26 protein-coding genes are annotated in these 26,074 nt (G+C 61.0%); 10 read left to right on the top strand and 16 right to left on the bottom strand.

From position 1 onward, the window contains the following. Positions 1-111: 111 nt before the first annotated feature. Positions 112-960: a MaoC family dehydratase gene (locus CEC48_RS16450; protein ID WP_088424696.1), complete on the bottom strand. Its 849-nt coding sequence runs from the start codon at positions 958-960 to the stop codon at positions 112-114. A 2-nt stretch (positions 961-962) separates the two neighbouring features. Further along, entirely contained in the window at positions 963-2,315 is a 1,353-nt protein-coding gene (locus CEC48_RS16445) for a 3-oxoacyl-ACP reductase (protein WP_088424695.1), read from the bottom strand. Between the two features lie 114 nt (positions 2,316-2,429). On the opposite strand from CEC48_RS16445, the gene CEC48_RS16440 reads away from it, so the two are divergent. Next, positions 2,430-3,707 (top strand): acetyl-CoA C-acetyltransferase, encoded by a 1,278-nt coding sequence (locus CEC48_RS16440; RefSeq protein WP_088424694.1) that lies wholly within the window; start codon positions 2,430-2,432, stop codon positions 3,705-3,707. A gap of 265 nt (positions 3,708-3,972) precedes the next feature. Next, a complete protein-coding gene (locus tag CEC48_RS16435; protein WP_017478460.1) occupies positions 3,973-4,872 on the top strand; it encodes a PA4780 family RIO1-like protein kinase in 900 nt (299 codons plus the stop codon). 156 nt (positions 4,873-5,028) lie between these two features. On the opposite strand, the gene cueR is transcribed toward CEC48_RS16435, so the two are convergent. The 3 genes from cueR to CEC48_RS16420 form a co-directional block, all read right to left on the bottom strand. After that, positions 5,029-5,430: a Cu(I)-responsive transcriptional regulator gene (cueR, locus tag CEC48_RS16430; RefSeq protein WP_088424693.1), complete on the bottom strand. Its 402-nt coding sequence runs from the start codon at positions 5,428-5,430 to the stop codon at positions 5,029-5,031. After that, positions 5,427-7,628, bottom strand: coding sequence for a cation-translocating P-type ATPase (locus CEC48_RS16425; RefSeq protein ID WP_088424692.1), 2,202 nt, complete (start codon positions 7,626-7,628; stop codon positions 5,427-5,429). Before CEC48_RS16425 ends, cueR begins: the two co-directional genes overlap by 4 nt. 182 nt (positions 7,629-7,810) lie before the next feature. Then, a complete protein-coding gene (locus CEC48_RS16420) occupies positions 7,811-8,191 on the bottom strand; it encodes a hypothetical protein (RefSeq protein ID WP_088424691.1) in 381 nt (126 codons plus the stop codon). 147 nt (positions 8,192-8,338) lie between these two features. Here CEC48_RS16420 and CEC48_RS16415 point away from each other — a divergent pair, with 147 nt between their 5' ends. Both CEC48_RS16415 and CEC48_RS16410 read left to right on the top strand, forming a co-directional pair. Next, the gene (locus CEC48_RS16415; protein WP_088424690.1) at positions 8,339-8,539 is read left to right on the top strand and encodes a heavy-metal-associated domain-containing protein; all 201 of its coding nucleotides are present in this window, start codon (positions 8,339-8,341) and stop codon (positions 8,537-8,539) included. A gap of 87 nt (positions 8,540-8,626) precedes the next feature. Then, positions 8,627-9,820 carry a multidrug effflux MFS transporter gene (locus CEC48_RS16410; protein ID WP_088424689.1) on the top strand — a complete coding sequence of 398 codons (1,194 nt, stop codon included), beginning with the start codon at positions 8,627-8,629 and terminating at the stop codon, positions 9,818-9,820. A gap of 5 nt (positions 9,821-9,825) precedes the next feature. Here CEC48_RS16410 and CEC48_RS16405 read toward each other — a convergent pair whose 3' ends face one another. From CEC48_RS16405 to CEC48_RS16395, 3 genes are all read right to left on the bottom strand, one after another. Continuing rightward, positions 9,826-10,005, bottom strand: coding sequence for a hypothetical protein (locus CEC48_RS16405; RefSeq protein ID WP_063033289.1), 180 nt, complete (start codon positions 10,003-10,005; stop codon positions 9,826-9,828). Positions 10,006-10,150: 145 nt separating this feature from the next. Next, the gene (locus tag CEC48_RS16400; protein ID WP_088424688.1) at positions 10,151-11,164 is read right to left on the bottom strand and encodes a zinc-binding alcohol dehydrogenase family protein; all 1,014 of its coding nucleotides are present in this window, start codon (positions 11,162-11,164) and stop codon (positions 10,151-10,153) included. 27 nt (positions 11,165-11,191) lie between these two features. After that, positions 11,192-11,485, bottom strand: a complete 294-nt coding sequence (locus tag CEC48_RS16395; RefSeq protein WP_088424687.1) for a putative quinol monooxygenase — start codon at positions 11,483-11,485, stop codon at positions 11,192-11,194. A gap of 115 nt (positions 11,486-11,600) precedes the next feature. On the opposite strand from CEC48_RS16395, the gene CEC48_RS16390 reads away from it, so the two are divergent. Together CEC48_RS16390 and CEC48_RS16385 are read left to right on the top strand one after the other, a co-directional pair. Then, entirely contained in the window at positions 11,601-12,530 is a 930-nt protein-coding gene (locus CEC48_RS16390) for a LysR family transcriptional regulator (protein WP_088424686.1), read from the top strand. A gap of 138 nt (positions 12,531-12,668) precedes the next feature. Continuing rightward, entirely contained in the window at positions 12,669-13,361 is a 693-nt protein-coding gene (locus CEC48_RS16385; protein WP_088424685.1) for a helix-turn-helix transcriptional regulator, read from the top strand. Here the strand turns inward: CEC48_RS16385 and CEC48_RS16380 are convergent. Further along, positions 13,358-14,311: an adenosine deaminase gene (locus tag CEC48_RS16380; protein ID WP_088424684.1), complete on the bottom strand. Its 954-nt coding sequence runs from the start codon at positions 14,309-14,311 to the stop codon at positions 13,358-13,360. The genes CEC48_RS16385 and CEC48_RS16380 overlap by 4 nt on opposite strands. 194 nt (positions 14,312-14,505) lie before the next feature. On the opposite strand from CEC48_RS16380, the gene CEC48_RS16375 reads away from it, so the two are divergent. Beyond that, positions 14,506-15,594, top strand: a complete 1,089-nt coding sequence (locus CEC48_RS16375; protein WP_088424683.1) for a calcium:proton antiporter — start codon at positions 14,506-14,508, stop codon at positions 15,592-15,594. Positions 15,595-15,731: 137 nt separating this feature from the next. On the opposite strand, the gene CEC48_RS16370 is transcribed toward CEC48_RS16375, so the two are convergent. From CEC48_RS16370 to CEC48_RS16360, 3 genes are all read right to left on the bottom strand, one after another. Beyond that, positions 15,732-17,090, bottom strand: a complete 1,359-nt coding sequence (locus CEC48_RS16370; protein WP_088424682.1) for an 8-oxoguanine deaminase — start codon at positions 17,088-17,090, stop codon at positions 15,732-15,734. A 145-nt stretch (positions 17,091-17,235) separates the two neighbouring features. Beyond that, positions 17,236-17,922 carry an SDR family oxidoreductase gene (locus CEC48_RS16365; RefSeq protein WP_088424681.1) on the bottom strand — a complete coding sequence of 229 codons (687 nt, stop codon included), beginning with the start codon at positions 17,920-17,922 and terminating at the stop codon, positions 17,236-17,238. Positions 17,923-17,947: 25 nt separating this feature from the next. After that, positions 17,948-18,298 (bottom strand): MerR family transcriptional regulator, encoded by a 351-nt coding sequence (locus tag CEC48_RS16360; RefSeq protein WP_088424680.1) that lies wholly within the window; start codon positions 18,296-18,298, stop codon positions 17,948-17,950. Positions 18,299-18,381: 83 nt separating this feature from the next. Between CEC48_RS16360 and CEC48_RS16355 the strand changes: the two genes are divergently transcribed. Then, positions 18,382-18,774, top strand: coding sequence for a hypothetical protein (locus tag CEC48_RS16355; protein ID WP_088424679.1), 393 nt, complete (start codon positions 18,382-18,384; stop codon positions 18,772-18,774). A 302-nt stretch (positions 18,775-19,076) separates the two neighbouring features. On the opposite strand, the gene CEC48_RS16350 is transcribed toward CEC48_RS16355, so the two are convergent. The 4 genes from CEC48_RS16350 to CEC48_RS16335 all read right to left on the bottom strand — a co-directional run bounded on the left by CEC48_RS16350 (position 19,077) and on the right by CEC48_RS16335 (position 22,821). Next, positions 19,077-19,658 (bottom strand): YigZ family protein, encoded by a 582-nt coding sequence (locus tag CEC48_RS16350; RefSeq protein WP_088424678.1) that lies wholly within the window; start codon positions 19,656-19,658, stop codon positions 19,077-19,079. 12 nt (positions 19,659-19,670) lie between these two features. Then, entirely contained in the window at positions 19,671-20,330 is a 660-nt protein-coding gene (locus CEC48_RS16345) for a TetR/AcrR family transcriptional regulator (RefSeq protein WP_088424677.1), read from the bottom strand. 87 nt (positions 20,331-20,417) lie between these two features. Next, positions 20,418-21,812 (bottom strand): uracil-xanthine permease family protein, encoded by a 1,395-nt coding sequence (locus CEC48_RS16340; RefSeq protein WP_088424676.1) that lies wholly within the window; start codon positions 21,810-21,812, stop codon positions 20,418-20,420. Between the two features lie 88 nt (positions 21,813-21,900). Further along, positions 21,901-22,821 (bottom strand): LysR family transcriptional regulator, encoded by a 921-nt coding sequence (locus CEC48_RS16335; RefSeq protein ID WP_088424675.1) that lies wholly within the window; start codon positions 22,819-22,821, stop codon positions 21,901-21,903. Positions 22,822-22,947: 126 nt separating this feature from the next. On the opposite strand from CEC48_RS16335, the gene CEC48_RS16330 reads away from it, so the two are divergent. Together CEC48_RS16330 and CEC48_RS16325 are read left to right on the top strand one after the other, a co-directional pair. Beyond that, positions 22,948-24,297 (top strand): aspartate aminotransferase family protein, encoded by a 1,350-nt coding sequence (locus CEC48_RS16330; RefSeq protein ID WP_088424674.1) that lies wholly within the window; start codon positions 22,948-22,950, stop codon positions 24,295-24,297. Between the two features lie 39 nt (positions 24,298-24,336). Then, on the top strand, positions 24,337-25,830 hold the full coding sequence (locus CEC48_RS16325; protein ID WP_088424673.1) for a CoA-acylating methylmalonate-semialdehyde dehydrogenase: 1,494 nt from the start codon (positions 24,337-24,339) through the stop codon (positions 25,828-25,830). Positions 25,831-26,074 lie beyond the last annotated feature (244 nt).

Here is a 26,074-nt window from a genome sequence, read left to right as displayed (position 1 = left end):
GGTGTAAGGAAGGAAGGTATAGAAAATCGCAGGCGTTTAAAATCATGGGGTTAATAAACTTATCGGGCTATCAATAGCCCGCTATAACTTAGGGTGTATATATACAATTAATCAGGCGATCGGCCGCCAGCGGCCAATCATATGTTCAATATCCCCGGCGCCCTTTAGTTGCAATTCACCGCTGGAACCGGCGGCACTTGCCAATAAAATCACTTCGCTGGGCAAACGCACCGGCTTTTTAAACTCGACGTCTATCTCGATATTGGCCGCAGGCAAATGCTCACCCAGGGCGGCCAGTGTGCGTGCCTTGTTCCACAGCCCATGGGCGATCGCCTGGGGGAAGCCGAACAACTTGGCGGTGAGGGCGCTCAGGTGAATCGGGTTGTAGTCGCCGGATACCCGGGCGTAGCGGCGGCCGATATCGGCGGGGGCTTTCCAGCGGGTCAACTCGCTAATGCTGGTAGGCGTTTGCAGCGTGTTATCCGCCGCAACGCCATCAAGTTTCACGCCGCGACAGAGCATTCGGCTTTCGGCTTCCCACAGCGGCCCCAGTGAATCTTCGACCGTGGTGACGATATCGAAGGTCGCCCCTTTGGCATGGGGCTGCAAATTTTGCGCGTATACGCCCACCATCAGGTCACTCACACCGCCCAACGGGCGCAGGATGCGGATACGGTTGCTCAGGTGGATCAGCCCCAACAGCGGGAAGGGGAAGTCCTTGCCGGTGAGCAATTGCATCTGCAAGCCGAACGCGAGGATATGTGGATAGGTTGCCGGCAGCACCGGGCTGTCGGCAAACCCGCAGACCTTGCGATAAGCCGCCACATCCTTGGGATTCACGCTGACCCGACAGCGCAACCCTTGCTCGGGCAATGTAGTACCGGTGATCTTGCGCTTGAGGGTCGCGCGCCAATACAGCGGCGGCAGAAAAGGGGTGCTGCCTAATGTGTGCCACTGCATGCTTACGCTCCCAATAGACTTTGCCCACACACCCGCAGCGCCTGCCCGCTGACCGCGCCCGAGCCCGGTTGACCGAGCCAGGCCACCGCTTCGGCGACATCCTGGGGCAAGCCGCCTTGGCCCAGCGAACTCATGCGTCGCCCGGCCTCGCGCAAGGCGAAGGGAATATGCGCAGTCATCTGGGTTTCGATAAAGCCTGGGGCCACGGCGTTGATGCTGATCCCGCGTTCCCCCAATAACGGCGCCCAGGCTTGCGCCAGGCCGATCAACCCGGCCTTGCTTGCGGCGTAATTGGTTTGCCCACGATTGCCGGCGATGCCGCTGATGGACGCCAGCAGCACTACGCGGCCGTTGTCGTGCAGAGTGCCGCTGTCCAGCAGCGCCTTGGTCAGCACTTGCGGGGCGTTGAGGTTGACCGCCAATACCGCGTCCCAATATTCGGGTGTCATGTTGGCCAGGGTTTTATCGCGGGTGATCCCGGCGTTGTGCACCACGATGTCGATGCCGTCGGGCAGGTGTTCGATCAACTGGGTTGCGGCGTCTTCGGCGCAGATATCCAGGGCGATGCTGCGTGCGCCCAGGCGCGCGGCGAGGGCGTCGAGGTCGGCCTTGGCGGTAGGCACGTCCAGCAGAATTACCTCGGCACCGTCACGGGCCAGGGTTTCGGCGATCGAGGCGCCGATGCCACGGGCAGCACCGGTTACCAGTGCCTTGCGCCCGGCGAGAGGGCGGGTCCAATCCTCGACCTGAGTCGCGCAGGCATTCAAGCGAATCACTTGGCCGCAGATATAGGCACTTTTGGGTGAGAGGAAAAACCGCAGCGCACCTTCCAACTGGTCTTCGGCCCCGTCGCCCACATACAGCAACTGCAGGACGCCACCGCTGCGCAGCTCTTTCGCCAACGAGCGGCTGAAGCCTTCAAGGGCGCGCTGGGCACTGGCAGCGAACGGGTCGCTGAGGCTTTCCGGTGCGCGGCCAAGGATCACCAGGTGCGCGCTGTGATCGAGATTTTTCATCAGCGGCTGGAAGAATTCCCGCAGTTGCTTGAGTTGATCGGTGTGCTGCAATTGGCTGGCGTCGAACACCACGGCTTTTAGCTTGGGCCCATGGCCTGGAATCCAGGTGGTTGCCGTCGACGGTTCGGTGCCGTAGCTATAGATAGCGTCGGTCAGCTTGTTGGCGAACGGCAGGATTTTCGCCGCCAGCGCGCCGCCGCCGATCAGCAGCGCACCTTCTACCGGGCGCAGGCGCCCAGCCTGCCAGCGTTCCAGGCGTACCGGTGACGGCAGGCCAATGGCGGCGACCAGGCGATGGCCGAGGCTTGAGTTGGCGAAGTCGATATAACGGTCAGACATGGAACGCTCTCCGAGTGCTGGGGTTCAAACGGTGGACCATCAAGAGGTGAAAGTCGTTCGATTGAGCCTAGGCTAGTCTCACAGACTCACCCCACAACCTTCAGGGAGCTTTCCATGACTCAATTGCGCCGTGTAGCGATCATTGGCGGTAACCGCATCCCCTTCGCCCGTTCCAATGGCCCTTATGCCACGGCGAGTAACCAGGCGATGTTGACCGCAGCCCTGGAAGGCCTGATCGAACGCTACAACCTGCACGGCCTGCGCATTGGCGAGGTGGCCGCTGGCGCTGTGCTCAAGCATTCCCGGGACTTCAACCTGACCCGCGAGTGCGTGCTGGGCTCGCGCCTGTCGCCGCAAACCCCGGCCTACGATATTCAGCAGGCCTGCGGCACGGGGCTGGAAGCGGCGTTGCTGGTGGCGAACAAGATTGCCCTGGGGCAGATCGAATGCGGGATTGCCGGCGGCGTCGACACCACGTCCGACGCGCCGATCGGGGTGAATGAGGGCCTGCGCAAAATTTTGCTGCAAGCCAATCGCAGCAAATCCATGGCGGATAAATTAAAAGTCCTGTTACAACTTCGTCCCCATCACCTTAAGCCAGAGCTGCCGCGCAATGGCGAACCGCGCACGGGTTTGTCCATGGGTCAGCATTGCGAGTTGATGGCGCAAACGTGGCAGATTCCCCGCGCCGAGCAGGATCAGTTGGCGCTTGAAAGCCATCAGAAAATGGCCGCGTCCTACGCCGAAGGCTGGCACAACGATTTACTCACGCCCTTTCTCGGCCTGACCCGCGACAACAACCTGCGGCCCGACCTGACCCTGGAAAAGCTCGCCAGCCTCAAGCCCGCCTTCGAACGCAGCGAAAAAGGTACCCTCACCGCCGGCAACTCGACGCCGCTGACCGACGGCGCCTCGTTGGTGCTACTGGGCAGTGAAGCCTGGGCCAAGGAGCGCGGTTTGCCGATCCTCGCTTACCTGCGTGATGGGGAAGCGGCGGCGGTGGATTTCGTCAACGGCGCCGAAGGCCTGCTGATGGCACCGGTATATGCCGTGCCGCGCTTGCTGGCCAGGAATGGCCTGACGCTGCAGGACTTCGATTACTACGAGATTCACGAAGCCTTCGCTGCCCAAGTGTTGTGCACACTGAAGGCCTGGGAAGACCCGCAATACTGCAAGACCCACCTGGGGTTGGATGCGCCGCTGGGCACCATTGACCGCAGCCGCTTGAACGTCAAGGGCAGCTCATTGGCCGCCGGTCATCCGTTTGCCGCCACCGGCGGGCGTATCGTCGCCAACCTGGCCAAGCTGCTGGACGCGGCCGGCAAGGGCCGGGGGCTGATCTCGATCTGCGCCGCCGGGGGCCAGGGCGTCACTGCGATTATTGAGCGCTGAGTTGTACTATTGATGAACAACAACCTTTGTAGGAGCGAGCTTGCTCGCGAAGGTTGTTAACGATGACGCTTGCACCCTGAATCAACGCGGCGCCTGCAGGTTTTCGCGAGCAAGCTCGCTCCTACAGGGGATTGCAGATTAATCTGGCATATTGGATGCATTCTTAAGCGGTCAAAGGTCGGTACCCTCTCCCCGCGGCGAGAGGATTGCCGTATAACGAGTGCCATACGCGTGTTTGGTAATAAAGGACCCACAATAAAAGCTGATGAAGACTCCTAAACGCATTGAACCCCTGATCGAGGACGGTCTGGTCGACGAGGTGCTGCGCCCACTCATGAGTGGTAAAGAAGCAGCTGTTTACGTGGTGCGCTGTGGCAACGAGTTACGTTGCGCCAAGGTCTACAAGGAGGCGAATAAACGAAGTTTTCGTCAGGCGTCCGAATACCAGGAAGGCCGCAAGGTCCGCAACAGCCGCCAGGCCCGGGCCATGGCCAAGGGCTCCAAATTCGGCAAGAAAGAAACCGAAGACGCCTGGCAGAACGCCGAGGTAGCGGCGCTGTTTCGTCTGGCCGGTGCGGGCGTTCGCGTGCCCAAGCCGTACGACTTCCTCGAAGGCGTACTGCTGATGGAACTGGTGGCCGATGAATACGGCGATGCGGCGCCACGTTTGAATGACGTGACGCTGGAACCGGACCAGGCCCGCGAATACCACGCCTTCCTGATTACCCAGATCGTGCTGATGTTGTGTACTGGCTTGGTGCACGGTGACCTTTCCGAGTTCAACGTGCTGCTGACGCCAACGGGCCCGGTGATCATCGACTTGCCTCAGGCGGTGGATGCGGCGGGCAACAACCACGCGTTCACCATGCTGGAACGGGATGTGGGCAACATGGCTTCCTATTTCGGGCGCTTTGCCCCGGAATTGAAGAAGACCAAGTACGCCAAGGAGATGTGGGCGCTGTACGAAGCCGGCACTCTGCACCCGGCCAGCGTCTTGACCGGCGAGTTCGACGAGCCGGAAGAGTTGGCTGACGTGGGCGGTGTTATCCGCGAGATCGAAGCGGCGCGGCTCGATGAAGAGCGTCGCCAGGCGATTCGCGCGGCAGACGATGCGCCACCGAGCAAAGCATCGGAGGAGCCTCCACCGCCGCCTTGGATGCAGTGATCCAACGGCGGTCCATCGGTTTGGTGGAGATCTAATGTGGGAGCGGGCTTGCTCGCGAATGCGGAGTGTCAGTCAATACACGTGTTGACTGATCCACCGCTTTCGCGAGCAAGCCCGCTCCCACATTTGGTTCTGCGTGTGCCTGGTTATACTGGGTCAGGCGCAGCAACTGCCCGACGCCAATTCTTTGAGAATCGGGCAATCCGGCCGGTGGTCGCCCTGGCAGTGCTCCACCAAGTCCTGCAACGTATCGCGCAACTGCCCCAACTCACGGATCTTCTGGTTCAGCTCATCGATATGCTGGCGGGCCAGCGCCTTGACGTCGGCACTCGCGCGCCCTCGGTCCTGCCAGAGGGTCAGCAGCTTGCCGACTTCCTCCAGGGAAAACCCCAAGTCCCGCGAACGCTTGATAAACGCCAGGGTGTGCATGTCATCGGCGCCATAAATGCGGTAGCCGCTGTCAGTGCGATGGGCGGCTTTCAACAAACCGATGGACTCGTAATAACGAATCATCTTGGCGCTCAGGCCGCTTTGGCGTGCTGCTTGGCCGATGTTCATGGACGCTCGTCCTCCAGATCCTTGGGTTTCCAGGTTTTCAACAGCAACGCGTTGCTCACCACGCTGACGCTGGACAGGGCCATGGCCGCACCGGCCATCACCGGGTTAAGCAGGCCGAACGCGGCCAGCGGAATACCGATCAAGTTATACACAAAGGCCCAGAACAGATTCTGACGAATTTTCGCATAGGTTTTGCGGCTGATTTCCAGGGCTGCCGGCACCAGCCGTGGGTCGCCGCGCATCAGCGTGATGCCGGCCGCGTGCATGGCCACGTCGGTGCCGCCGCCCATGGCGATGCCGATGTCGGCTGCGGCCAGGGCCGGTGCGTCGTTGATGCCATCGCCGACCATCGCCACCACGCCGGTCTTTTTCAGCTTGGCGACGGTGGCGGCCTTGTCGGCGGGCAGTACTTCGGCGTGCACGTCATCGATGCCAAGGGCTTCGGCGACCACGCGGGCGCTGCCACGGTTATCGCCGGTCAACAGATGGCTGCTGATATGCCGCGCCTTGAGCGCTTGTATCGCTTGCAGGGCGCCCGGTTTGAGGGTGTCGCCGAAGGCAAACAGGCCCAGCACACGAGGCTGCGGACCTTGCTCGATCAGCCAGGACAAGGTGCGGCCCTCGGCCTCCCAGGCGCTGGCCGAGTCGGCGAGGTCGCCGGTGCTCAAGCCGGTTTCTTCCAGCAGGCGACGGTTGCCCAGCGCCAGTTGCCGACCGTCGAGAGTGCCCGCGATGCCGCGCCCGGTGAGGGACTGGCTGGCGCTGACATCGGCCACGTTCAAGCCTTGTTCGGCGCAGGCATCCAGCACCGCCTTGGCCAGCGGGTGTTCGCTGCCGCGTTGCAGCGCACCGGCCTGTTGCAGCAGGGCTGCTTCATTGCCATCGACGGCTGCCAGGTGCGCAATTTTTGGTGCGCCGGAGGTCAGGGTGCCGGTCTTGTCGAACACCACGGCGCTGACTTCATGGGCGCGCTCCAGGGCTTCGGCGTCCTTGATCAGAATCCCGTGGCGGGCGGCAACGCCCGTGCCGGCCATGATGGCTGTGGGTGTGGCCAGCCCAAGGGCGCAAGGGCAGGCGATCACCAATACGGTGACGGCATTGATCAGTGCGACTTCCAGCGGTGCGCCATACAACCACCAGCCGACCAGTGTGGCCAGCGCAAGTACCAATACCACCGGCACGAACACCTGGCTGACTTTATCCACCAGTTTCTGGATCGGGGCCTTGGCGGCCTGGGCGTCTTCCACCAGGCGGATGATCCGCGCCAATACGCTCTCTGCCCCGAGGGCCAGGGTACGCACCAGCAGCCGGCCTTCGCCGTTGATGGCGCCGCCGGTGACCGCGTCGCCCGGTTGCTTGGGCACTGGCAGGCTTTCACCGCTGATCAGTGCTTCGTCGGCGTGGCTTTGACCTTCGACCACTTCGCCGTCCACCGGGAAGCGTTCGCCGGGTTTGACCAGCACCAGGTCGTTCAGCTTGAGGGCGGTGATGGCAACGTCTTGCTCGCGGCCATCGATCACTTGAATCGCCCGTTCCGGGCGCAAGGCTTCCAGGGCGCGGATGGCGCTGGCGGTCTGGCGTTTGGCGCGGCTTTCCAGGTATTTGCCCAGCAGCACCAGGGCGATCACCACCGCCGAGGCTTCGAAGTACAGATGGGGCATGGTACCGGCGGATGCGGTGAGCCATTCATAGATACTCAGGCCGTAGCCGGCGCTGGTACCGATGGCCACCAGCAGGTCCATATTGCCGGCCCCGGCGCGCACGGCTTTCCAGGCGGCGATATAGAAGCGCGCACCGAAGATGAATTGCACCGGGGTGGCCAGGGCGAACTGAACCCAGGCCGGCAGCATCCAGTGCAGGCCGAACGGTTGCACCAGCATCGGCAGCACCAACGGCGCGGCGAGCAGGATCGCCAGCAGCAGCGACCAGCGCTCATGACTCAGGCGTTGTTCCTGGCTGGCATGGGTGGCGGTTTCGCTTTGGGGCAGGGTGGCGGTGTAGCCGGCCTTGTCGACGGCGGCGATCAGGACGGCGGGGTCCATTTGGCCGAGCACTTCAATGTGGGCGCGTTCGTTGGCCAGGTTGACGCTGACGCTTTGCACCCCGGGCACTTTGCCCAGTGCCCGCTCAACCCGCCCGGCGCAACTGGCGCAGGTCATGCCGCTGATCGGCAGGTCGAAGGTGGTGGATCCGTTCATGGGCAGTACTCCAGAGAGATTGCCCACAGGATCAACCTTGACCTGTGGGGAAGGTCAAGGCGCTTTTTACTGTAGGAGCGAGCTTGCTCGCGAAGGTCGTGAACCATAACGCGCCGATCCTGAATGAACGCGGCGCTCTCAGGTTTTTCGCGAGCAAGCTCGCTCCTACAGGTTTTCGGGGCTTAGTACTCCAGTGCCGCCGGCTTCAGGTACATCCCGTCCGGCCCTTGCGCGATACGCAACTTGCGTACATCACCCGCCTTCAATGTGATGTTTTGTGCGGGTGGCGCGAGCATGCCCGGCAAGCAGCCCGGCGACTGCCCCGGCAACAACTTCAGGCGCAGCGATACATTCCCGGCCGGCAAGTTGAAGGAGGTGGCCTGCTCCTGGAACAGTCGCCCGGCCAACTGGTCCTGAATGTACAAACCAATTTCGCAGTTGGTCGGCACTTCGAGGCGCTCCCGGGAAATAATCAGCACCGCATAATCCTGATCAGCACTGGCCGGTGGCACAGCAGCAAACAAGCCCATCAGGCTGACAAGGCCAAAAAACGACCAGCGCATGGCGAATTCTCCGAGGTTCACATCGTGGATAGGTGCAGCTTGGCCGAGGGCGCGAATGAATGCCAGCCCGGCCGATGTTTTCAGAACTTGACCTTGCCATCGTGGCAAGGTCAAAACTGCGGGCAACCTCATCAAAGGAGTCATGTCATGCAAGTATTCAGCGTTGAAGGAATGACCTGCGGCCACTGTGTTCGCTCGGTCACCCAGGCGGTGCAGGATAAGGACCCGGCGGCGAGCGTGCGCGTCGACCTTGCGGCAAAGGAAGTCGCTGTGGAAAGTAACCTGCTGTCGCCGGCGGAGGTTATCAACCTGATCAGCGAAGAAGGCTACAGCGTCAAGCTCGCCTGACTTTTTGAATAGTTAGCGAGCTAACTTAATGTTCAAGGCACCCATGCCCGGCTAGACTATCGGGCTGCCGACTCTCCTGGGTGCCTGATGAACCTTCGTATAATCCTGATTTTGGGGGCCTTGAGCGCGTTCGCGCCGTTGGCCATCGACTTCTATCTGCCGGGTTTTCCGGCCATGGCCGTGGCATTCGGCACCGACGAAAAACATATTCAGCTGACCTTGGCCGTGTATTTCACGGGCCTGGCGATCGGGCAGTTGATCTATGGTCCGCTGGCGGACCGTTTTGGCCGGCGCGGGCCGCTGCTGAGCGGCGTCACCCTGTTTACCCTGGCGTCCTTCGCCTGTGCGTACGCGCCGTCCCTTGAATGGCTGATCGGCGCGCGTTTCGTCCAGGCCCTGGGCGGTTGCGCGGGCATGGTGATCTCCCGGGCGGTGGTCAGCGATAAGTGCGACGCGGTGGGCTCGGCCAAGGTGTTTTCCCAACTGATGCTGGTCACCGGGTTGGCGCCGATCCTTGCGCCGCTGGCGGGCGGGGTGATGGTTGGCCTATGGGGCTGGCAGTCGATCTTCCTCGCGCTGACGGTGTTCAGCGTGATGGCGGCCATCGCGGTGGCGGTCGGCTTGCCGGAAAGTTTTCCCGCCCATCAACCGCGTCAGCCGTTGTCGGGTGCACTGCGCCAGTACGGCCGGTTGTTGTCGGACCGGGTGTACCTGGGCTACGCCTTGACCGGTGGCATCTCGATTGCCGGCATGTTTGCCTACATTGCGGGCTCGCCTTTCGTCTTTATCAAACTCTATGGCGTGCCCGCCGAGCACTATGGCTGGGTATTTGGCTCCAACGCCGCGGGCTTCATCCTGGTTGCACAGGTGAATGCGCGCCTGCTGGCCGCGCGCGGCCCGGCATTTTTGCTGTCGCGCACGGTGTGGGTCTACCTGGCGGCGGGCCTGGCGTTGCTGGCAATTACTGCGCTGCGCACTGACGCCTTGTGGCCGTTGCTGGTGCCGCTGTTTATCTGCATCGCGAGCTTGGGCTGCATTCTGCCCAACACGTCGGCCTGCGCCATGAGCGGGCAGGGCGCACGAGCGGGCAGCGCGTCGGCGTTGCTCGGTTGTATTCAGTTTAGTGTGGCAGCCGGCGCGGCATCACTGGTCGGTGTGTTGCACGATGGCACGGCCATGCCGATGGCGATGGTCATCAGCTTGTGTGGCGTACTTGCCGTGACGTTCGCGATGCTGACCCGGCGCCTGCAGCGCCAACGGGCACTGCAAGCGGCGAATTGAGCAGGTCAGCCAGCAGAACGCTGCTGGCTTTCGGGGAATCGGTGAGGTGCCTGGATGCGGGTTTGCAGGGTGTCGGCAAACGCGCGGGCTTCGGCTTCACTGCGGAAGGTAAAGGCGTTGTGGTCGAGACGAACCTGCCATTTGTTGCCTTCGGATCTTGCTAGCGCTTTTATCAGGATCTTCATTGCTGACTTCCTCACGTAAATTGCGTGGCAAAGGCGGCCAATATAAACCCGAATACGCTCACAAATATGACAAGGATCAAGTCTCTGACTAGCGGTGTCGTCCATTACTCACATGAATAACAGACGACACTGACAGATCTTTTCGTTAGAACCCTTCCAGTACGATCTTGCCCTTGGCCTTGCCGCTTTCCAGCAGCTCGTGGGCACGGCGCAGGTTGGCCGCGTTGATCACGCCAAAGTGTTCGCCCACCGTGGTTTTCAGGGTGCCGGCGTCGATCAGTTCGGCCACGCGATTGAGCAGGTTGTGCTGCTCGATCATGTCGCTGGTCTCGAACATCGAGCGGGTGTACATGAACTCCCAATGCAGCGACAGGCTCTTGCGCTTGAGCTTGCTGACGTCCAGCGCCTTGGGGTCATCGATCAGCGCCAGTTTGCCCTGGGGAATCAGCGCTTCCACCAGTTGGTCCAGGTGCTGGTCGGTCTGGGTCAGGCTGGCGACGTAGTTCACCTGCGGATGGCCGGCGTTTTTCAACTCTTCGCTCAACGGTTTGCTGTGGTCGATCACCAGGTCGGCACCCAGGTCCTTGGCCCACGCTTGGGTTTCCGGGCGGGAGGCAGTGCCGATGACTTTCAGGCCGGTGAGCTGTTTCGCCAGTTGGGTCAGGATCGATCCCACACCACCGGACGCACCGACGATCAGCAGGCTCTGGCCTTCATCTGCCTTGCCTTCGCGCACTTGCAGGCGTTCGAAGAGCAATTCCCAGGCGGTGATGGCGGTCAGCGGCAGTGCGGCAGCGTCGGCGAACCCCAGGGTTTTTGGCATATGGCCGACGATGCGCTCATCCACGGTGTGCAGTTCGCTGTTGCCGCCAGGGCGTACCAGGGAGCCGGCGTAGAACACCTTGTCGCCGACCTTGAACAGGCTCACTTCGCTACCCACGGCCTTGACCACACCGGCCACGTCCCAGCCCAGCACTTTGGCGGCGCCGTTTTCCGGGGCGACGTTCTGGCGCACCTTGGTGTCCACCGGGTTCACCGAGATGGCTTTGACTTCCACCAGCAGGTCGCGGGGGCCGGCGACCGGTGCTGGCAGTTCGATGTCTTGCAGGGATTTTGGGTCGTTGATGGGCAATGCGGCGTAGTAGGCAATGGCTTTCATGAGGGTTTCCAAAAAGGGGGCGGTTGATCAGGCAAGAAACTTCAGGCGCTTGAGGTCGAAATGCTCGAGCACGTCGGCAGCCTTGGCGCGGAAATTCTGGATATGGGCGCTCTGGTCGTGATCGGCCAGGGCGGCGTCGTCGCTCCAGCGTTCGAGCATGTAAAAGGTCTCGGGGTGTTGCAGGTCCTGGTGCAGGTCGTATTGCTGGCAGCCGGCTTCGACGCGGGTCGGTTCCAGCAGCTCGCGCAGCAGGGTTTCCAGGGTGGCGTGTTGGCCGGGTTTGGCGATCAGCGTGGCGATGACGTTAAAGGCAGCGGACATATTCGACTCCAGGCACGTGATGAACGGGATGGACAGATGATTGGCTATTTCTCTCGAAGATAAAACCCGCTAAAAGAGCAGTCTCTTTCAATATTTTTTTGATAATGGACCCCGAATGCTGCGTTTTGACGATTTGCAGTTGTTTGTGCGTGCGGCAGACCTGGGCAGCCTCTCGGCTGCGGCGCGGGTCATGGACATGTCGGCGGCGGTGGCCAGTGCGGCGTTGAAGCGCATCGAGCAGCAATTGGGCGCGCGGTTGCTGGCGCGCTCCACCCGCAGCCTGCGCCTGACGGCCGAGGGTGAAGGGTTTCTGGAGTACGCCCGCGCCGCCTTGAGCAGCCTGGATGAAGGCCGGCGTTTATTGGCCAGCGGCCAGGACCAGGTCAGCGGGGTGCTGCAACTTTCGGCGCCTTCGGACTTTGGCCGCAACCAGCTGTTGCCCTGGCTCGATGAGTTCCAGCTCGAATACCCCGACCTGAGCGTGCGCCTACTGTTGGGCGACCGGATTGCCGACCTGTTCCGCCAGCCGGTGGACATCGCCCTGCGCTACGGTGAGCCGGAAGACTCCAGCCTGATCGCGCTGCCCATCGCCCCGGACAACTACCGCGTGCTCTGCGCCGCCCCCAGCTACCTGGCCCGGTATGGTGAACCGCGTCATCTGGAGCAACTGACCCAGCACAATTGCCTGCTGTATATGCTCGGCAGTCGGGTGCATGACCATTGGGGTTTTAACGATGGCAAACGCGACGTCAGCCTGACGGTGACCGGCGACCGCTTCAGTGACGACGCCGATGTGGTGCGGCGCTGGGCGGTGGCCGGGGTCGGTATTGCCTACAAGTCCTGGCTGGATGTCAGCTCCGATGTGCTGGCCGGGCGCCTGCGCCTGATCCTGCCGGAGCTGCGGGGTGAGCGCACGCCGCTCAACCTGTTGTGCGCCCATCGCGCGCAGTTGAGCAAGCCGATCAATCTTCTGCGGGAAATGCTCGTTGCCCGTTGTGCGACATTGACTGCGCAGTTGCCGGAGCGGTCGGCCTTTACACCATAACCCCGGGAATATCGGGAAATTTCCTTCAGCCTCTGTCCTTGGTTGCGCTGTAAGACGGCACGGAACCGGGCGTTTTCACGCTTATACTTTTGCGCCAACCGCAGCAGACAAATGATTCAACAGGGAGTGAATGAGCATATGGAACAGGCACCTTGTATCAGCCAGATCGCCACCTTGCTGGCCGACCCGAAACGTACCGCGATGGTGTGGGCATTGATGGACGGCTCGGTCAAACCCTGCGATGAATTGGCTGCGCTGGCGGGGCTGTCACCGGCCTCGGCGAACGCTCATCTGACGCGATTGACGGCCGGCGGGCTGTTGCGGGTCGAAGCCCGTGGCGGCAAACGCTTCTTTCGGGTGGCCGCCGCCGATGTGGGAGCCGCCGTGGATGCCCTGGCCTGCACCACCATGGCCAGTGTCGCCCGCAGTACGCCTACCCATCCCCGGTCACTGACCGCGCCTGCCGCTTTACGGCGGGCCAGGCTTTGCCATGGCCACTTGGGTGGCGAGCTGGCGGCGGGCTTGTATCAACGGATGATGGCGGCCGGGTGGATAGAGCGCCCGGAGCAGCGCACGGAAGTGACGCCCTTTGGCGCGCGCAAACTCGCAGGGCTGGGAATTTTTACCCAGGCGCTGGCTCAGCCGGTCGTGTGCGATTGTTTTGATTGGAGCGAACAGCAGCCGCACCTGGGCGGTGCGTTAGGGGCGGCGCTGTTGCAGCTGTGCATGCAGTCGAGCTGGGTCAGTGTGATCAATGAGTCCCAGGCGTTGCAGGTCAGTGAAACCGGGCAACTTGAAATTGCCCGGCTTGCCACGTCGGTCGACGATTAAGGCTTGACCAACCGTGCATCCAGGCTGTTTTGCGCCAGGCGTTTGGCCTGGTCCTGGGTCATGCCCAGGGAGGTGTACAGCGCATGGAAGTTCTCGGTGACATAACCGCCGAAGTACGCCGGGTCATCCGAGTTCACCGTCACCTTCACTCCACGCTCAAGCATGTCGAGGATGTTGTGCTGGGACATGTCGTCGAACACGCACAGCTTGGTGTTGGACAGCGGGCACACCGTCAGCGGGATTTGCTCGTCGATGATCCGCTGCATCAGGCGCTCGTCTTCAATGGCCCGTACGCCATGGTCGATACGCTGGATTTTCAGCAGGTCGATGGCTTCCCAGATGTATTCCGGCGGGCCTTCTTCGCCGGCGTGGGCGACGGTCAGGAAGCCTTCGTGACGGGCACGATCGAACACACGCTGGAACTTGCTCGGCGGGTGGCCCATTTCCGAACTGTCCAAGCCCACGGCGACAAATGCGTCACGGAATGGCAGCGCCTGGTCGAGGGTTTTTTCGGCCTCTTCTTGGCTCAAGTGGCGCAGGAAGCTGAGGATCAAACCGCTGGTGATGCCCAGTTGCTGCTCGCCGTCTTTCAACGCGGCGGCGATACCATTGAGCACCACTTCGAACGGTACGCCACGGTCGGTGTGGGTTTGCGGGTCGAAGAACGGCTCGGTGTGGATCACGTTCTGCGCCTTGCAGCGCAGCAGGTAGGCCCAGGTCAGGTCGTAGAAATCCTGGGAGGTGCGCAGTACATCGGCGCCTTTGTAGTAGAGGTCGAGAAACTCTTGCAGGTTGTTGAAGGCGTAAGCCTTGCGCAGGGTTTCGACGTCGTTCCACGGCAGCGCGATCTTGTTGCGTTCGGCCAGGGCGAACAGCAGCTCAGGCTCCAGCGAGCCTTCCAGGTGCAGGTGCAGTTCAGCCTTGGGCAGGGCGTTGAGCCAATCGTACATTTATAAATTCTCATCAGGTGCAATGGCGGCATTCTACAGGCGCACGCCGAAATAATCGGCAAAACCTGACCAAGCGGTGAGCATCCGCAGGCGTCGTGCAAGCGGTGCGTGAACTAAGGTGTAACGAAACGTTAGCGGCGCGGTGCAGTCTGTACCCCATCAATGACGGATTCGCCGCGTTCAAAAGGCCTGCAATGCTCACTACTATCAAGCAAGAAAAATTCATGCTGCTGGCGCTCATTGCCGCCATCGCCGCCTACCCGCTGGAGCACTGGATGCTGCACAGCGGGCAGATGGTGGCGCTGCTGGGCGGCATTGCGCTGATCGGTTTTATCGTCGTGGCCTCGATGCGTGTGGCGCATCACGCCGAGCAACTGGCGGAAAAGGTCGGCGACCCCTACGGCACCATGATCCTGACCCTTGCCGCCGTGCTGGTGGAAGTGGTGATTTTGGCGATCATGATGAGCAACGAGCCGTCGCCGACCCTGGTGCGCGACACCATCTATTCGGCGGTGATGCTCGACATCAACGGCATCCTCGGCCTGGCGGCGCTGATGGGCGGCATCAAGCATGGCGAACAGTCCTACAACGACGACTCGGCACGCACCTACAGCGTGATGATCCTTACCGCCATGGGCGTGTCGATGGTGGTGCCGGAATTTATCCCCGAGGCCGACTGGAAAATTTACTCGGCCTTCACCATCGGCGCGATGGTGGTGCTGTACACCCTGTTTCTACGGATGCAGGTAGGGCCCCACAGTTATTTCTTCAGCTACAGCTACCCGGAAAAACGCCGCAAGAAACAGCCGGAAGAAGAGTCGCCGCCGATCAACCTGGCGTTCTCCATTGGGACGCTGGTGTTTGGCGTGATCGTGATTGGCGCGTTGGCCGAGGTGATGTCCAAGACTCTCGACCTGGGCCTGGAGGGCACGGGTGCTCCGCCGGTGATCACGGCGATCATCGTGGCCGCGATTTCCGCCGCCCCGGAGATTTTGACCGCGTTGCGCGCAGCATTGGCCAACCGCATGCAGTCGGTGGTGAATATCGCGCTGGGTGCGTCGTTGTCGACGGTGATTCTGACGGTGCCGGTGATGGAAGCCATGGCCTTGTACACCGGCCAGCCGTTTCAGATGGCGATGACGCCGGTGCAGACCGTGATGGTGTTTATCACGCTGATTGTCAGCGCGATCAACCTCAACGATGGCGAAACCAACGCCATCGAAGGGATGACCCATTTTGTGTTGTTTGCGACGTTTATCATGCTGTCGCTGTTGGGGTTGTAACCGATCTTCAAAACACCGCAGCACTAATGTGGGGGCGGGCTTGCTCGCGAAGGCGGTGTGTCAGTCGCCAGATGTACTGACTGACCCAACGCCTTCGCGAGCAAGCCCGCTCCCACATTTCGATGGTGTTTATCCAGTTAAGTCCGGTTGATCAGTTCTCGCGCCGCCTGGCTGTGATCGGCAATCAAGCCTTTCAAATCCAGGCCCTCGACCTGCCCGTCGATTACCCGCCATTTGCCGCCGACCATCACCCGGTCCGCCCGGTCGGCGCCGCACAGCAGCAGTGCCGATATCGGGTCGTGGCTGCCGGAGAAGCGCAGCTCATCCAGTTTGAACAACGCCAGGTCGGCCTGTTTGCCTACGGCCAGTTCGCCAATATCGCTGCGGCCGAGTAACTGAGCCGAGCCTTTGGTGGCCCAGCCCAGCACCAGTTCCGGGGTGATCTTCTCGGCCCCGTAACGCAGGCGCTGGATGTATAGGGCCTGGCGCGTTTCCAGGATCATGTTCGACGCATCATTTGACGCCGAGCCGTCCACGCCCAGGCCAATTGGAGCACCGGCGGCGAGCAGGTCGAGGGTCGGGCATATCCCGGACGCCAGGCGCATGTTGGAGCTTGGGCAATGGCAGATTCCGGTTCCGGCGGCGCCAAGGCGCGCGATTTCTTCCGGGTTGAAGTGAATGCCATGGGCCAGCCACGTGCGCGGGCCAAGCCAGCCAACGCTGTCGAGGTAATCCACGGTGCGCAGGCCGAAGCGCTGCAGGCAGAAGTCTTCTTCGTCGAGGGTTTCTGCCAGATGGGTATGCAGACGCACATCAAGGTTGTTGGCCAGTTCAGCGCTGGCTTCCATGATTTGCGGAGTGACGGAAAACGGTGAGCAGGGCGCCAGCGCGATCTGGATTTGCGCGCCGTCGCCGCGCTCGTGGTACTGGCGGATCAGGCGGCGGCTGTCTTCCAGAATCACGTCGCCCTGTTGCACGGTTTGTTGCGGCGGTAGCCCGCCGTCGGCTTCGCCCAGGCTCATGGAACCACGGGTGAGCATGGCGCGCATGCCCAGTTCGCGCACGCTGTCGACTTGCACGTCGATCGCATGTTCCAGGCCGTCGGGGAACAGGTAGTGGTGGTCCGCCGCCGTGGTGCAGCCCGAGAGCAGCAATTCCGCGAGTGCGACTTTGGAGGCTAGCGCGAGTTTTTCCGGGGTGAGTCGGGCCCACACCGGGTACAGGGTTTTCAACCAGGGAAACAGCGGCTGGTTAACCACCGGCGCCCAGGCGCGGGTCAGGGTTTGGTAGAAGTGATGGTGGGTGTTGATCAGCCCCGGCAGCACCACATGCTCGCGGGCATCGAACACTTGTCCACAGGGCACGGCGGGTTCTCGGCCCCAGCCCAGTACTTCGGTGATCACACCGTCTTGCAGCACCAGGCCGCCACGGGCGTCGAGGCCATTGGCAGTGAAAATCGCGAGGGGGTTTTTTAACCAGATACGGGTCGCAGGCATTGGCCGGCTCCTCTGAATGATGGGTTCAGGTTTGCCAGCTCAGTGTTGCCCTGTCTGCTGATCCAGGGTCGCCGGGGAGGGCGAGGTGCGCAGTTTACGTGTGGAACGTTATCGACGGCAATCGGCCGATAACGATCCGGTTTTTTTACCAGGCGATGGTCTCGCCTTTGTAGTCCACAAAGTGATGGCCGCCCTTGCCGCTGTAGGCATTCACCTGGTCGATCAAACCACGGACGCTGGTGGGCACGTCGATCTGAGCATTCTCGCCGCCCATGTCGGTCTTCACCCAGCCAGGGTGCAACGACAGCACGGTCAGTTTCTGATCGCCCAGCTGGGTGACGAAACTGTTGGTCATGGAATTGAGAGCGGCCTTGCTGGCTTTGTACAGGGCCAGGTCCGAGCCGTCGGGGATGGTGACGCTGCCCAGGATCGAACTCATGAATGCCAGCACGCCGGTGCCCGGGCGGATCTGTCCGACAAAACGCTGGGCCAGGTTGATCGGTGCCACGGCGTTGGTGAAAAACAGTTGGCCGACTTCAGCCAGGGTGGCGTGGCCCGGTTCCTGGTTGGCCGGGCCTTTGACGCCAGCGTTGACGAACAGCAGGTCGAAGGTTTTTGCCTTTAGGCGCTGGCTCAGGGCGATTACTGCCTGTTGATCATCCATGTCGAGCTTTTCGATCTGCACCGGGCCCAGGGCCTTCAGGGCATCGGCCTTTTGCGGGTCGCGCACGGTGGCGGTCACGTCCCAGCCGTCCGCCAGCAGTTGCTTGGCCAGGCCAAGGCCCAGGCCCCGGGAGGCGCCGATAATCAGTGCGGTTTTTGAAGTGGACATGAATGGCTTCCTTTGATGTGGAGGTTCACGGGTTCAGTGGACAACGCTGCCCGAGCCTTTGCTGCAACTCCTGGCGCAGTTGGTCGAGTTCGGCGATGCGCGTTTCGATCAGGTTGAGCTTGTCTTGCAGCAGTTGGGTTACGGCGCTGTCGGGGTCGGGAGCTTGCCATAATGCGCCGACGCTGTTGCCGATTTCACCGAGGCTGAAGCCCAGGCGCTGAGCGGTCTTGATGTACAGCACCAACTGCACCATGTCGGCGGGGTAGTCGCGGTAACCGTTGGCGCTGCGTTGCGCGGCGATCAGGCCGCGTTGCTCGTAGTAGCGCAGGGTGTCGCGGCTGACCTGGCTGGCCTGGGCTAATTCGCCGATACGCATGCAGAGGTCTCGAGAGGGCTTGACCTTGGAGCATACTCCAGGCTTTAGCGTGCTGGCTTCTTGAATTGAAGGAGCTTGCTGCTATGTGGACTGCACACCAATACCGTCGACTGGTTCGGGCCAGCGGCTGGTACGACCTGATCGTCACCGCTGCGCTGGTTACACCCTGGACCTTTGTTCTGCTGCATAACGCCTTGGTGGCATTGAACCTGCCTGGCGAGCTGCCGCCGTTCGCGCCTGTGCATATGTTGATGGCCAACCTGATGGGCTCGATTGTCTGCGTATGGTCGGTGTTGCGAGTCCGTGATCCTCAAGCGATTTTCGGCCGCTATGACGCAGCCGGGCGGGTGCTGTTTGCAACCTGGCAGATTTACGCGCTGGCCCACGGCGCCAGCACCGTGTTGGTGATCGTCGTGGTGTTTGAAGTGCTGTGGGCGGTGGCGCAGTTGGTGCCGGTGCGTCGGGTAGCAAACTGATCAAAAAACGCTCAGTTGCGCCGGGGCGTTGCGGGCTCTGCCGCCGGGTCACTCTTGCACGGGTTATCCACAGGTTGCTCCACAGGAATTGTGCGCAAGCGTGAGCGGTGGGTATAAGCGCTGCGGCCCTTTGTTCTAAAGGACATAACCCGCCTAACTAACTGTTTTTGAGCCGGATTAATACTTTAGTGTGGTTGGCTGAGCAAAAACTGAACAACCGCCTGAAACCCTTGTGACAGAAGGGTTACAGGCGAGTGTGCTCAGGTTATCCACAGGCAGGTGCACAGCAGATGTGGGCAGTTTCAGCGCTCTAGCAGGATGCGTCCGCGGCTCAGGTGGGCGAGCTGGGCTTGGAGGGTGTCGATGTGTGCTTCGCCGAGGGCCAATTGCAGGTCGACGCCATTGGCGGTGAAGATTTCTTCCACCACCAGGCCGCCCAATTCGGCCACCCGTAACTTCACCAGCGGCAGCTCGGCAAAACCACAGGAGCAGCTCAGCGGCACGCGCTTGATCAGCTCGACGCGTTCGGCGGCTTGCAGGCATTTGTTGGCGCCACCGCCATAGGCGCGGGCCAGGCCGCCGGTGCCCAGTTGAATGCCGCCGTACCAGCGGATCACCAGCACCACGACCTGGTCGCACTCCTGCGCTTCAATCGCGGCCAGGATCGGTCGCCCGGCGGTGCCACCGGGTTCGCCGTCATCGTTGCTGCGGTATTGATCACCGAGTTTCCAGGCCCAGCAGTTGTGCGTGGCGTTCAGGTCGCTGTGCTGGTCAATGAAGGCCTGGGCGTCCTGGGGGCTGGCGATGGGGGCGGAGAGGGTAATGAAGCGGCTTTTGCGAATTTCTTCGCGAAACTCGCAAAAGCCGGTAAGCGTGAAAGGCATGGGTAACTTCGTTTAGAGGGTGGGTTTGATGCCACAGCCTTTGAGAATGATGTGGATAAGGTTGGTGCCGGCGTCTTCCATGTCCTGCTTGGTCAGCTTGGTGCGACCGGTCACGCGGCAGATCTGCGTGGCGAAGTCGGCGTAATGCTGGGTGCTGCCCCACAACAGGAAGATCAGGTGCACGGGGTCGATGGGGTCCATCTTGCCGGCGTCGATCCAGGCCTGGAACACTGCCGCACGGCCGCTGAACCAGGCGCGGTAGTCCTGGCTGAAATATTCGGTCAGGCATTCACCGCCGCTGATGATCTCCATCGCGAAGATCCGCGAGGCCTGCGGCTGGCGCCGCGAGAATTCCATCTTGGTGCGGATGTAGCGGGTCAGGGCTGCAGCCGGGTCATCCTCGGCGGTCAGCGTGTTGAAGGTGCTGTCCCACAGTTCGAGGATATTGCTGAGCACGGCAATGTACAGGCCCAGCTTGTTGGTGAAGTAGTAGTGCAAGTTGGCTTTCGGCAACCCGGCACTCGCCGCGATGGTGTTCATGCTGGTGCCTTTGTAGCCATGACGGGCGAACTCGTCTTCGGCGGCCTGCAAAATCGCTTGTTCGTTCTTTTGCCGAATGCGGCTTGCAGGTTTTCCGGCGTGGTTGCTGTGGGCAGGAACTTCGAGGCTCATGGAGGTTTCCGTGCAGATCGATGAATACGACGTGTGCACAGATAACCCACCCTCAAGCCCCAGACAAGTCCCGATACGATAAAACCCTCAAAGCGGTTCCATAGTGTCGCTTTCCAGGGCCCGGTTTGCGGCATCCGCGGCGGCCTTGGGTTCGGGTAGCAGCAGGCACAACACAATGGCGGTCAGGCCGCCGCTGGTGATGGCGGAGTCGAACAGGTTCTGTACCAGCGTTGGCATCAGGTGCAGCAGGTTCGGCTGGGCCGCGATTCCCAGGCCCACGCCGAACGAGGTGGCAATGATCAGCATGCTGCGTCGATCCAGCGGGGCCTGGGCGAGGATGCGCACGCCAGCGGCGGCCACGCTGCCGAACATCACCAGGGTTGCGCCCCCCAGCACCGGCTTGGGGATTTGTTGCAGCACCGCGCCAATCAACGGAAACATTCCGAGACAAAACAGCACCACGCCGATGTACAGGCCGACGTAACGGCTGGCGACGCCGGTCAGTTGGATCACGCCGTTGTTCTGGGCAAAGGTGGTATTGGGAAAGGCGCTGAAGGTGGCGGCGATCATGCAACTGATGCCATCCCCCAGCACGCCGCCCTTGAGCCGGCTTATATAGGACGGGCCGCTGATGGGCTGGCGGGCGATCATGCAATTGGCGGTGAGGTCGCCGACGGTTTCGATGGTGCTGATCAGATAAATCAGCGCCACCGGCAGGAAAGCGCTCCAGTCGAAGTTGAAACCGAAGTGGAACGGTGTAGGCAGGCTAATCAATGGCAAGTCAGGCAGGGCTTGGGGCACGAGTTTGCCGCTGAACCAGGCGGCGAGGCTACCCAGCGCCAGGCCGATGATGATGGCAGAGAGGCGAACCCACGGGGTGTTCGAGCGGTTGAGTAGGATGATCGTCAGCACGACGAACAGGCCTAGAGCCAGGTTAGTGGGCGCGCCGAAGTCCGGAGCATTGAAGCCGCCGCCAAGATCGGTAATGCCGACTTTAATCAGGCTGATACCAATCAGGGTGATGACAATGCCGGTGACTAATGGCGTGATCACCCTTCTGAGCTGACCGATGAAACGGCTCAAGATTACTTGCACCGCTGCGCCGAAGAAGCAAATACCGAAAATCATCGCCAGGATGTCTTCCGGGCTGCCGCCGCGTTGCTTGACCAGAAAACCTGCCGACAACACTGCGCCGAGAAAGGCGAAGCTGGTGCCTTGCAGGCAGATCATTCCGGCGCCAATCCCAAACGGCCTACGTGCCTGGATGAACGTGCCTACACCGGAAACCATCAACGCCATGCTGATCAGGTAGGGCAGGTGAGCGGTCAGGCCCAGGGTGGAGCCGATGATCAATGGCGGGGTGATGATGCCAACAAAAGCGGCCAACACATGCTGCAACGCAGCAAGCAATGCGGGCAGTGGTTTAGGGCGGTCGTTAAGGCAGTAGATCAGGTCGCTGGGGTTGGAGGATTCTGGCGGCATGGCGTTGGGAACTCATGGCTGACGGTTCTAGGTCACCATGCCTTGCAAAAAGCTGTCCAGTTGCTCAGGTTTTCATATGAGGCTCGTGCTAGCGCGTTGCGGCCAGACTTTCGAGGAAGCTTTCCAGCACCAAATGAGGGCGACGGCCCTTGCGCGTGACCGAAGCGAGGCTCAAATCGTAAAAACGTGTGGCCGGTTTCAGCGCACGCAGTCGGCCTTGTTGTACCCACAAGTTGGCGTAGTGGTCGGGCAGGTAGCCGATGTAGCGGCCGGTCAGGATCAGGAAGGCCATGCCTTCGCGGTCCGAGGCGCTGGCGGTGCAGTTGAGCGCCTGGTAATGAGCCTGGATATCGGCGGGCAGGCGGAAGGTCGGGGCGATGGCGTCCTGGCTGTTGATGCGTTCGTCGTCCAGTTGCTTGTCGTCGGCGTAAAACAGCGGGTGGCCGACCGCGCAGTAAAGCAGCGAGCGTTCGCTGTACAGCGGCTGGTATTCAAGGCCCGACAAGGCGCTGGCCTGCGGGACTACGCCGACATGCAGGCGGCCATCGAGTACGCCTTGCTCCACTTCATTGGGCGCGATCATGCGGATCTGGATTTGTACGTCCGGGCCGCGTTCTTTCAACTGTGCCAAGGCGTGGGTGATGCGCATGTGCGGCAGGGTGACCAGGTTGTCGGTCAGGCCGATGATCAGTTCGCCGCGCAAGTGTTGGTGCAGGCCGTTGACTTCGGTGCGAAAACTTTCAAGGGCGCTGAGCAGCTGTAACGCCGACTGATACACCTCGCGTCCTTCCTCGGTCAGGGAAAAACCCGCACGCCCGCGTTGGCACAGGCGTAGGCCAAGGCGCTGCTCAAGATCACTCATCTGCTGGCTGATGGCCGAGCGACCAATCCCCAGTACGGTTTCCGCCGCCGAGAAGCCGCCGCACTCCACCACGCTGCGAAAGATGCGCAACAAGCGGATATCGAAGTCGCTGACTTGGGCCAGCGGGTCGGGTCGACGGCTGCTCATAGTTTAGTGAAGGCCTGACTGAAGGTTAGAAGAGTTGAATTTCACCGACTTTATCCCCGTGGCAATTTAGCTGCAACAACGCTTTTCAAATCCCTACGCTGCCTTTTGCCTTGCGAGGTTTTGCTCATGAACATGCCCGAAAACGCTCCATCCACCCTGGCCAGCCAATTGAAGCTGGACGCGCACTGGATGCCGTACACCGCCAACCGTAACTTCCATCGTGACCCGCGCCTGATCGTGGCGGCCGAAGGCAGCTGGTTGACCGATGACAAGGGGCGCAAGGTGTATGACTCGCTGTCGGGTCTGTGGACCTGCGGCGCCGGGCACACCCGCAAGGAAATCCAGGAAGCGGTCGCCAAGCAACTGGGCACGTTGGACTACTCGCCGGGCTTCCAATACGGCCATCCATTGTCGTTCCAGCTGGCAGAAAAGATTACCGACCTGACCCCGGGCAACCTGAACCACGTGTTCTTCACCGACTCCGGCTCCGAGTGCGCCGATACCGCGGTGAAGATGGTGCGTGCGTACTGGCGCCTGAAGGGCCAGGCGACCAAGACCAAGATGATCGGCCGTGCCCGTGGTTATCACGGTGTAAACATCGCGGGTACCAGCCTGGGCGGCGTTAACGGTAACCGTAAGCTCTTTGGTCAGGGCCTGATGGATGTTGACCATCTGCCTCACACCCTGTTGGCGAGTAATGCGTTCTCCCGTGGCATGCCGGAGCTGGGCGGTATTGCCCTGGCGGATGAGTTGCTCAAGCTGATCGAGTTGCACGATGCGTCGAACATCGCTGCGGTGTTTGTTGAGCCGATGGCGGGTTCCGCTGGCGTGCTGGTTCCTCCGCAGGGTTACCTGAAGCGTCTGCGTGAGATCTGCGATCAACACAACATCCTGTTGGTGTTCGACGAAGTGATCACCGGTTTCGGTCGTACCGGTTCGATGTTTGGCGCTGACAGCTTCGGCGTGACCCCGGACCTGATGTGCATTGCCAAACAAGTCACCAACGGCGCGATCCCGATGGGCGCAGTGATTGCCAGCACCGAGATTTATCAGACGTTCATGAACCAGGCGACGCCTGAGTACGCGGTGGAATTCCCACACGGCTATACCTACTCGGCTCACCCGGTAGCCTGCGCCGCTGGCCTGGCGGCACTCGACCTGCTGCAGAAGGAAAACCTGGTGCAGAGCGTGGCCGAGGTCGCACCGCATTTCGAGAATGCGCTGCACGGCCTGAAGGGCAGCAAGAACGTGATCGACATTCGTAACTACGGCCTGGCCGGTGCGATCCAGATTGCCCCGCGTGATGGTGATGCGATTGTGCGTCCGTTCGAAGCGGGCATGGCCTTGTGGAAAGCCGGCTTCTACGTGCGCTTTGGCGGCGACACCCTGCAGTTCGGGCCAACCTTCAACAGCAAGCCGCAGGACCTGGATCGCTTGTTCGATGCGGTCGGCGAAGTGCTGAACAAAATCGACTGATTTCTCCTTCTATATAGAACAACTTTTCAGGAGCCCTGCATGAGCCTCATCCAGCATTTGATCAACGGCCAACTGGTGACCGAAAACGGTCGCACGGCTGACGTGTACAACCCGTCGACTGGCCAGGTGATTCACCAAGTGCCGTTGGCCAGCCGTGAAACCATTCAAAGCGCCATCGATTCTGCCAAGGCCGCGTTCCCGACCTGGCGCAACACGCCACCGGCCAAGCGTGCCCAGGTGATGTTCCGTTTCAAGCAGTTGCTGGAACAGAACGAAGCGCGTATCTCCCAACTGATCAGCGAAGAGCACGGCAAGACGCTGGAAGATGCGGCTGGTGAACTGAAGCGTGGGATCGAGAACGTGGAGTACGCGTGCTCGGCGCCGGAAATCCTCAAGGGCGAGTACAGCCGTAACGTTGGCCCGAACATCGACGCCTGGTCGGACTTCCAGCCGTTGGGTGTGGTGGCCGGTATTACGCCATTCAACTTCCCGGCGATGGTGCCGTTGTGGATGTATCCGCTGGCGATCGTCTGCGGCAACTGTTTCATCCTCAAACCGTCGGAACGTGATCCAAGCTCGACGCTGCTGATTGCGCAACTGTTGCAGGAAGCTGGCTTGCCTAAGGGTGTGCTGAGTGTGGTGCACGGCGACAAAGGCGCGGTGGATGCGCTGATCGAAGCGCCGGAAGTCAAAGCGTTAAGCTTTGTGGGTTCGACGCCGATTGCCGAGTACATCTATTCCGAAGCTACCAAGCGCGGCAAGCGTGTGCAGGCGTTGGGCGGGGCGAAGAACCATGCGGTGTTGATGCCGGATGCGGATCTGGATAACGCAGTCAGTGCCTTGATGGGCGCGGCATATGGTTCGTGCGGTGAGCGTTGCATGGCGATCTCTGTTGCCGTGTGTGTCGGCGACCAGGTGGCGGATGCATTGATTGCCAAGCTGGTGCCGCAGGTCAAGGCGCTGAAGATTGGTGCGGGCACCACGTGTGGATTGGACATGGGGCCGCTGGTCACTGGCCAGGCGCGCGATAAAGTCAGTGGCTATATAGAAGAGGGCGTTTCTTCCGGCGCTGAGCTGGTAGTCGACGGCCGTGGCCTGAGTATTGCCGGTCATGAAGATGGTTTCTTCCTGGGGGGCAGTTTGTTCGATCGCGTGACCCCTGAGATGCGTATCTATAAAGAAGAGATCTTCGGGCCGGTGTTGTGTGTTGTTCGGGTGAGCAGCCTGGAAGCCGCTATGCAACTGATCAACGATCACGAGTACGGCAACGGCACCTGCATCTTTACCCGTGACGGTGAAGCGGCGCGGTTGTTCTGTGACGAGATTGAAGTGGGCATGGTTGGCGTCAACGTGCCGCTGCCGGTACCTGTGGCGTATCACAGCTTTGGTGGCTGGAAGCGTTCGCTGTTTGGCGACTTGCATGCTTATGGGCCGGATGGGGTGCGTTTCTATACCCGCCGCAAGGCGATTACCCAGCGCTGGCCGCAACGGGCCAGTCATGAAGCGTCGCAATTTGCCTTTCCTAGTTTGTAAGTGAGGCAGAAAGCCGGCCCCCTGGGGGCCGGCTTTTGCGGTTTTGGGGCTTTTTTGACCGATATGACAGAAATGTGAAAATAGGTGTTGACGGCAGATTCTGGAAGTCTATAATTCGCCCCACTTCCGGCGCAGTCGAAACGGAAAACTCCTTGGTAAACAAAGAGTTATGTAGGTTTCGACAGCGAGCTGCTTCAGATCATCGAAGCCCAGAAGGAGTTAGTAAGGTCGTGTTGTTTAGCCC

It is taken from the genome of Pseudomonas sp. K2I15 (assembly GCF_002204795.1).
Taxonomy (GTDB): domain Bacteria; phylum Pseudomonadota; class Gammaproteobacteria; order Pseudomonadales; family Pseudomonadaceae; genus Aquipseudomonas.
This window is presented reverse-complemented; position numbering and strand designations above follow the sequence as displayed.

Bases quoted from the DNA above. Each gene is read 5' to 3' on its own strand.
- CEC48_RS16450 (WP_088424696.1), bottom strand. From the start codon at position 960: ATGCAGTGGCACACATTAGGCAGCACCCCTTTTCTGCCGCCGCTGTAT.
- CEC48_RS16445 (WP_088424695.1), bottom strand. From the start codon at position 2,315: ATGTCTGACCGTTATATCGACTTCGCCAACTCAAGCCTCGGCCATCGC.
- CEC48_RS16440 (WP_088424694.1), top strand. From the start codon at position 2,430: ATGACTCAATTGCGCCGTGTAGCGATCATTGGCGGTAACCGCATCCCC.
- CEC48_RS16435 (WP_017478460.1), top strand. From the start codon at position 3,973: ATGAAGACTCCTAAACGCATTGAACCCCTGATCGAGGACGGTCTGGTC.
- cueR (WP_088424693.1), bottom strand. From the start codon at position 5,430: ATGAACATCGGCCAAGCAGCACGCCAAAGCGGCCTGAGCGCCAAGATG.
- CEC48_RS16425 (WP_088424692.1), bottom strand. From the start codon at position 7,628: ATGAACGGATCCACCACCTTCGACCTGCCGATCAGCGGCATGACCTGC.
- CEC48_RS16420 (WP_088424691.1), bottom strand. From the start codon at position 8,191: ATGCGCTGGTCGTTTTTTGGCCTTGTCAGCCTGATGGGCTTGTTTGCT.
- CEC48_RS16415 (WP_088424690.1), top strand. From the start codon at position 8,339: ATGCAAGTATTCAGCGTTGAAGGAATGACCTGCGGCCACTGTGTTCGC.
- CEC48_RS16410 (WP_088424689.1), top strand. From the start codon at position 8,627: ATGAACCTTCGTATAATCCTGATTTTGGGGGCCTTGAGCGCGTTCGCG.
- CEC48_RS16405 (WP_063033289.1), bottom strand. From the start codon at position 10,005: ATGAAGATCCTGATAAAAGCGCTAGCAAGATCCGAAGGCAACAAATGG.
- CEC48_RS16400 (WP_088424688.1), bottom strand. From the start codon at position 11,164: ATGAAAGCCATTGCCTACTACGCCGCATTGCCCATCAACGACCCAAAA.
- CEC48_RS16395 (WP_088424687.1), bottom strand. From the start codon at position 11,485: ATGTCCGCTGCCTTTAACGTCATCGCCACGCTGATCGCCAAACCCGGC.
- CEC48_RS16390 (WP_088424686.1), top strand. From the start codon at position 11,601: ATGCTGCGTTTTGACGATTTGCAGTTGTTTGTGCGTGCGGCAGACCTG.
- CEC48_RS16385 (WP_088424685.1), top strand. From the start codon at position 12,669: ATGGAACAGGCACCTTGTATCAGCCAGATCGCCACCTTGCTGGCCGAC.
- CEC48_RS16380 (WP_088424684.1), bottom strand. From the start codon at position 14,311: ATGTACGATTGGCTCAACGCCCTGCCCAAGGCTGAACTGCACCTGCAC.
- CEC48_RS16375 (WP_088424683.1), top strand. From the start codon at position 14,506: ATGCTCACTACTATCAAGCAAGAAAAATTCATGCTGCTGGCGCTCATT.
- CEC48_RS16370 (WP_088424682.1), bottom strand. From the start codon at position 17,090: ATGCCTGCGACCCGTATCTGGTTAAAAAACCCCCTCGCGATTTTCACT.
- CEC48_RS16365 (WP_088424681.1), bottom strand. From the start codon at position 17,922: ATGTCCACTTCAAAAACCGCACTGATTATCGGCGCCTCCCGGGGCCTG.
- CEC48_RS16360 (WP_088424680.1), bottom strand. From the start codon at position 18,298: ATGCGTATCGGCGAATTAGCCCAGGCCAGCCAGGTCAGCCGCGACACC.
- CEC48_RS16355 (WP_088424679.1), top strand. From the start codon at position 18,382: ATGTGGACTGCACACCAATACCGTCGACTGGTTCGGGCCAGCGGCTGG.
- CEC48_RS16350 (WP_088424678.1), bottom strand. From the start codon at position 19,658: ATGCCTTTCACGCTTACCGGCTTTTGCGAGTTTCGCGAAGAAATTCGC.
- CEC48_RS16345 (WP_088424677.1), bottom strand. From the start codon at position 20,330: ATGAGCCTCGAAGTTCCTGCCCACAGCAACCACGCCGGAAAACCTGCA.
- CEC48_RS16340 (WP_088424676.1), bottom strand. From the start codon at position 21,812: ATGCCGCCAGAATCCTCCAACCCCAGCGACCTGATCTACTGCCTTAAC.
- CEC48_RS16335 (WP_088424675.1), bottom strand. From the start codon at position 22,821: ATGAGCAGCCGTCGACCCGACCCGCTGGCCCAAGTCAGCGACTTCGAT.
- CEC48_RS16330 (WP_088424674.1), top strand. From the start codon at position 22,948: ATGAACATGCCCGAAAACGCTCCATCCACCCTGGCCAGCCAATTGAAG.
- CEC48_RS16325 (WP_088424673.1), top strand. From the start codon at position 24,337: ATGAGCCTCATCCAGCATTTGATCAACGGCCAACTGGTGACCGAAAAC.